The following is a 5,540-nucleotide window of genomic DNA, read 5'->3' as shown; positions in this document are numbered from 1 at the left end:
GTCGTGGCCCGCCAGCAGCGCGGACAGGTCGTCGCGCAAGGCCTGGCGGTTGCTCAGGCGGTCGGCGTTGGTGGCGTAGCGCGTATCCTCGGCCAGCCCCGGCGCCTCCAGCGTCTGCGCCAACTGCGCGAACTGGCGGTTGTTGCCGACCGCCAGGAAGATCGGGCCGCTGGCGGTGGGCAGCGTTTCGTAGGGCGCGATGTTCGGATGCGCGTTGCCGCTGCGCGCGGGCACCTGGCCGCTGTAGAAGTAATTGGGCGCGTGCGGATGCAGCAGCGACAAGGCGCAGTCGTACAGCGTGATGTCCAGGAACTGTCCCAGCCCGCTGCGGCCGCGCTCATTCAGCGCCAACAGGATGGCCACGGCCGCGTTCAGGCCCGTCACCATGTCCACCACCGGCAGGCCGACGCGGGTGGCGTCGCCGTCCGCGTCGCCGTTCACGCTCATCAGGCCGCACATGGCCTGGGCGCAGGCGTCGTAGCCGGGCAGGCCGCCCAGCGGCCCGTCAGCGCCGAAGCCGCTGACCCGGCAATGGATCAGCGCGGGGAAGTCGCGGTTCAGCGTGTCGTATCCCAAGCCCCATTTTTCCAGCGTGCCGGGCTTGAAGTTCTCGACCAGCACGTCGGCATCGGCCAGCAGGCGGCGCAGCAGCTCCTGGCCCGCGGCCTGCGACAAGTCCAGCGTCATGCCATCCTTGTTGCGGTTCACGCCGATGAAGTAGGACGCCGTGTCGCCCAGGAAGGGGGGGCCCCAGCCCCGTGTCTCGTCGCCGCCGGGCGGTTCGATCTTCAGCACGTCGGCGCCGTGGTCGGCCAGGATCTGCGTGCAATAGGGGCCGCCCAGCACGCGCGACAGGTCTATCACTTTGCAGCCGGCCAGGGCGCCGGCATTGGGCAGGGTTGCAGCCATGTGGGGTCCGTTCAGTCGATGGAAACGTGGGCGCTCTTGATGAGGTCGCGCCATTTGGGCACTTCGGCCGAGATGAAGGTGGCCAGGCCTTGCGGCGTCTGGTCCTGGGCTTCGACGATGCCCTGGCTGCGCAGCGTCTGCGCGACCTCGGGATCGGACAGCGCGGTCTTGAAGGCGCGGTTCAAGGTGTCCACCACATCGGCCGGCGTGCCCTTGGGCGCTACGATGCCGAAGAACACGCTGACGTCGTAGCCCTTGAGCCCTTGCTCGGAAAGCGTGGGCAGGTCCGGCAGCGCATCCGAGCGCTGGGCGCTGGCCAGGCCGATGGCGCGCAGTTTGCCCGCCTTGATATAGGGCAGCGCGGTCAGGATGTCGGTGAACGACATCGACACCTGCCCGCCCAGCAAGTCATTGAGCGCCGGCCCCGTGCCCTTGTAGGGGATGTGCATGATCTGGGTGCCGGCCATGTTGTTGAAGAGGATCCCGGCCAGGTGCGACGAAGCGCCGTTGCCCGAGGAGGCGTAGCTCAGCTTGTCCGGATTCTTCTTGGCGTAGGCGATGAGCTCCTGCGCGTTGTTGGCGGGTACCGACGGGTTCACCACCAGGATGTTGGGCAGGTGGCCGATGCGGATGATGGGCGCGAAGCTGGTCTCGGGGTTGTAGCCCTGCTGCTTGTACAGGCTGACGTTGATCGCCAGCGGGCCGGAGGTGCCGAACAGCAGGGTGTAGCCGTCGGGCTTGGCAGTCGCCACATACTCCGAACCGATATTGCCGCCTGCGCCAGCGCGGTTTTCCACGATGACGTTCTGGTTCAATGGCTGCCGCAGCTTGTCGGCCAGCCGGCGGGCCAGGGCGTCGGTGGGGCCGCCAGGCGGGAAGGGCACGATCAGCGTCACCGGCCGGGCCGAGGGATAGGCATCCGCGGCCAGCGCGGGCGTGGCGGGGGCGATGGCGGCGGCGGCCGCCAGCAGCAAGGGGGCGAGGGTTCGGGTCATGGTTGTCTCCAGTGGGTTGCGCGCCGGCTGTGCCGCCGGCGTCGGTGCTTACAGCGCGTATTGCAGGATGGCCCGGCACGCCGCGCTTTCGTCGGCCGGGATGGCATAGGGATCGCGCGGGCCCAGGCGGTGCTGCAGCACCTGGTCGGCCAGCAGCGCGCGGCTTTCGAGGCCGGGTTCGGTGGCTTCCCAGCGCAGGGCGGCCATGGACACCGCGTGGTACAGCAGCGAAGCCGCCTGGCGCGCCAGTTCGGGGCGGTCGGCCTGGGCAGCGTGTTCGGCCAGCGCATAGGTCTGTTCCAGCGCGCGCGTCTGCATCTCGGCCAGCGCGGGCGGGCAGGGGCGGCCCGCGGCCAGCAGGCCGTCGATGTGGCTGCGCAGCGCCGGCAGCGAGTTTTCCCGGGTGATGGCGCGCAGCACGTCCAGCGCCACGATGTTGCTGGTGCCTTCCCAGATGGAACCCAGGTGGGCGTCGCGCACCAGCCGCGGTTCGGTCCATTCCTCGATGTAGCCGCAGCCACCGCGTACCTCCATGGCGTCTCCGGTCACCTTGCGGGCGTCGCGGCAGGCGCGGAACTTGATCAGCGGCGTGAGGATGCGCGCCAGCGCGGGATCGGCCGCGCCATGGTCGGCATCGGCCAGCGCGCGCGCAGTCTGGAACATCACGCTGCGCGCCTGTTCCGCCCACACCGTCATCTTGACCAGCTGGCGCTGCATCAGCGGCATGTCGATCAGGCGTTTGCCGAAGGCGCGCCGGTGCTGCGAGACGTAGATGGCCTCGGTGACGGCGCGGCGCATCAGGCCGGCGGCGCGCATGCCGTTGGAGAGGCGCGAGTTGTTGATCATGTCGGCCATGTGCTTGAAGCCGCGGCCGCGTTCGCCCACCAGCCAGGCCACCGCGCCTTCCAGGCGGATTTCGCCGCTGGCCATCGAGCGCGTGCCCAGCTTGTCCTTCAGGCGCAGGATGCGGTAGTGGTTGTGGGTGCCGTCGGCCAGGTCGCGGGGCAGCAGGAACAGCGACACGCCTTTGAGCCCCGGTTGAGGCTCGCTGCGCGCCAGCACCATGGCGTAGCCGGCGTCCGGATTGGAGCAGAACCACTTGTCGCCGTGGATCAGCCAGGTGCCGTCGTCCTGCGCGGTGGCGGTGACCTCGGTGGCGCTGACGTCCGAACCCGCGCCCTGTTCGGTCATGAACATGGCGCCCTGGCGCAGCGTGTCGAAATCCTGCGAGGTCACCTCGGGCAGGACTCGCTCGACCAGTTCCGGGTCGCCGAACTTGCGCAGGGTGCGGGCCAGCGAATCGGTCATGCTGACCGGGCAGCACAGGCCGAATTCCGCCTGCACGAACAGATGGCTGAGCGCGTATTTTGCGGCTGCGGGCATGGGCTCGGGCCAGCCCAGCACGCCGCCGCGGTGCGACAGCGCGGCCAGGCCGAATTCGCTGTAGGCCAGGCGTTCCAGTTCGACATAGGCCGGATGCTTGTCGATGCGCGACTCGTCGGTGCCGGCGCGGCTGCGCACGGACAGCGTGGGCGGGTTCCTGTCGGCCGTGGCGGCCAGCTCGTCCATGACGCCGCCGGCCAGCGCGCCCAGGCGCTCCAGATGGGGCAGCAGGTGGGCGTGCAGCGCGGGCGGCAGGTAGCGCCGGCTCAGGGCCTCGGCGTACGGATCAGCGCTGAACAGGTTCTGTCCGCGCGAATCCGGAACGGGCGTGGCGGCGGGGGGCGCGGTCTTGACGGGGGTATCCATGGCGGCATCCTGCTGAAGACGGGAACGATGCCTGTGATGGTGCTTGCATGGATTAATCTATACAAATACTGTTTGTGTGTAGAACAATCCAAAAAAAGTATGGATCATGGCCTCTAGAGGAGACAAATGGACTTGGATCCGCGCCTGTTGCGTTATTTCATCGCCGTGGCCGAAGAGCGCCATTTCAGCCGCGCGGCCACCCGGCTGCACATTTCCCAGCCGCCGCTCAGCTACGCCATCAGGCAGCTGGAGGACAACGTCGGCGCGCGCCTGCTGACGCGCACCAGCCGCCACGTGGAGCTGACCGACGCCGGCCAGGTGCTGTACCGCGAAGCCTTGACGCTGCTGCGCCAGGCCGAAGAGGTGCGCACGCTGGTGCAGCGCGTGGACGCGGGCCTGCGCGGCCGGCTGCGCATCGGCTTCGTGGGCTCCATGCTGTACCGCGGCCTGCCGGCGCTGCTCAACGCCATGCGGGCCGAGCTGCCGGACGTGGAGCACGTGCTGACCGAACTGAACTCGCACGACCAGATCGAGGCCGTGCGCCGCGGCGAGCAGGATCTGGGCTTCATCCACGCCAATCCCGTGCCGAACGGAGTGCAGGCGCGCGACCTGATGGCCGAGCCTTTCATGGTGTGCCTGCCGCAAGCGCATCCGCTGGCCGGCCGGAAGTCCCTGCGGCTGGCCGAGCTGGCGGCGGACGATTTCGTCTTCTTCGCCCGCGCGGCCTCGCCCAGCTATTACGAGACGGTGCTGTCCATGTGCGTGGCGGCGGGCTTCATGCCCGTGATCCGGCACGAGGTGCGGCATTGGCTGAGCGTGGCCTCGCTGGTGTCGCAGGGGTTGGGCGTGTCCATCGTGCCGGCCTGCCTGTCGCGCAGCGGGCTGGCGGGGACGCGTTTCATCGCCTTCGAGCACGAAGCCCGTTCGCTCAGCCAGATGATCTGGCGCGAGGCCGCGCGTACGCCGCTGCAGGAAAAGGCGGTGGAAATGGCGGCGCGGCATGACTGGGAGCGCCTGGAAACGGCGTGAAGCGCGGATTGCGGGTAGGCAGAACCGGGCCAAAGGCTTATCGTTAGCGGTATCCCGCGCCGTCAGTATCCGGCCAGGGATGGAACCGTTTGCCTACGAACGAACGCGAATTCCGGGTTTTAGCCATGTCCTACCGACCAGTCCTGCCGCTGACGCGCCGCAGGCGATTCATCACCAGGCTGCGCCACTGCGGCCCTCCGGCGAAGTACTGAACCCCACTGCAGGGCGTCTCAGTTCCACTTCTCCGGAGTCTTTCGTGGAAATTCCTTTTTCGTTTCGTCCGCGCCTTGTTGACGCGTTGCGCGGTTACGACCGTGTCCGCTTCGCGCAGGACCTGGGCGCAGGGCTTACCGTGGCCGTGGTCGCGCTGCCGCTGGCCATGGCGTTCGCCATCGGCTCGGGCCTCAAGCCCGAGGCTGGCCTCTTCACTTCCATCATCGCGGGCTTCCTGGTCGCTTTGCTCGGCGGCAGCCGGGTGCAGATCGGCGGGCCGGCGGGCGCCTTCATCGTCATCGTCTACGACATCGTGCAGCAGTACGGCGTGGCCAACCTGATCATCGCCACGGCGCTGTCCGGCGTGCTGCTGTTCGTGATGGGGCTGCTCAGGCTGGGCACGCTGGTGCGCTTCATTCCGGTGGCGGTGATCATCGGCTTCACCAACGGCATCGCGGTGCTGATCGCGCTGTCGCAGGTCAAGGATTTCCTCGGCCTCGCGATTCCCAAGATGCCGGGCGACTTCTTCGGCATCCTGGGCGCGCTGGGCGGCCACCTGTCCACGATCAATCCCTGGGCCGCCGGCGTGGCGCTGGCGTCGCTGGCGGTGATCGTCGGCTGGCAGCGCTGGCTGCCGGCATGGGG

At 68.4% G+C, this 5,540-nt stretch carries 5 protein-coding genes; 2 read left to right on the top strand and 3 right to left on the bottom strand.

All coding sequences use genetic code 11. The features are described from left to right. From WBB14_RS19015 to WBB14_RS19005, 3 genes are all read right to left on the bottom strand, one after another. A partial coding sequence (locus tag WBB14_RS19015; RefSeq protein ID WP_424241206.1) for a CaiB/BaiF CoA transferase family protein occupies window positions 1-909 on the bottom strand: 909 nt, incomplete at its 3' end. Between the two features lie 11 nt (window positions 910-920). Next, window positions 921-1,904, bottom strand: a complete 984-nt coding sequence (locus tag WBB14_RS19010; protein ID WP_424241205.1) for a Bug family tripartite tricarboxylate transporter substrate binding protein — start codon at window positions 1,902-1,904, stop codon at window positions 921-923. Window positions 1,905-1,952: 48 nt separating this feature from the next. After that, complete coding sequence (locus tag WBB14_RS19005) at window positions 1,953-3,653, bottom strand: acyl-CoA dehydrogenase family protein (RefSeq protein WP_424241204.1); 1,701 nt, start codon at window positions 3,651-3,653, stop codon at window positions 1,953-1,955. Window positions 3,654-3,779: 126 nt separating this feature from the next. On the opposite strand from WBB14_RS19005, the gene WBB14_RS19000 reads away from it, so the two are divergent. Together WBB14_RS19000 and WBB14_RS18995 are read left to right on the top strand one after the other, a co-directional pair. Next, window positions 3,780-4,682: a LysR family transcriptional regulator gene (locus WBB14_RS19000; protein WP_424241203.1), complete on the top strand. Its 903-nt coding sequence runs from the start codon at window positions 3,780-3,782 to the stop codon at window positions 4,680-4,682. A gap of 256 nt (window positions 4,683-4,938) precedes the next feature. Continuing rightward, the coding region (locus WBB14_RS18995; protein ID WP_424241202.1) for a SulP family inorganic anion transporter at window positions 4,939-5,540 on the top strand (602 nt) is incomplete at its 3' end.

The organism is Achromobacter sp., from assembly GCF_049647645.1.
In the GTDB taxonomy this organism is placed as follows: Bacteria; Pseudomonadota; Gammaproteobacteria; order Burkholderiales; family Burkholderiaceae_B; genus Achromobacter.
Note: the sequence above shows the minus strand (reverse complement) of the source record. Positions and strands in the feature narration are given on the sequence as shown.

Coding starts and splice junctions, on each gene's coding strand:
- WBB14_RS19000 (WP_424241203.1), top strand. CDS start 3,780: ATGGACTTGGATCCGCGCCTGTTGCGTTATTTCATCGCCGTGGCCGAA.
- WBB14_RS19010 (WP_424241205.1), bottom strand. CDS start 1,904: ATGACCCGAACCCTCGCCCCCTTGCTGCTGGCGGCCGCCGCCGCCATC.
- WBB14_RS19005 (WP_424241204.1), bottom strand. CDS start 3,653: ATGGATACCCCCGTCAAGACCGCGCCCCCCGCCGCCACGCCCGTTCCG.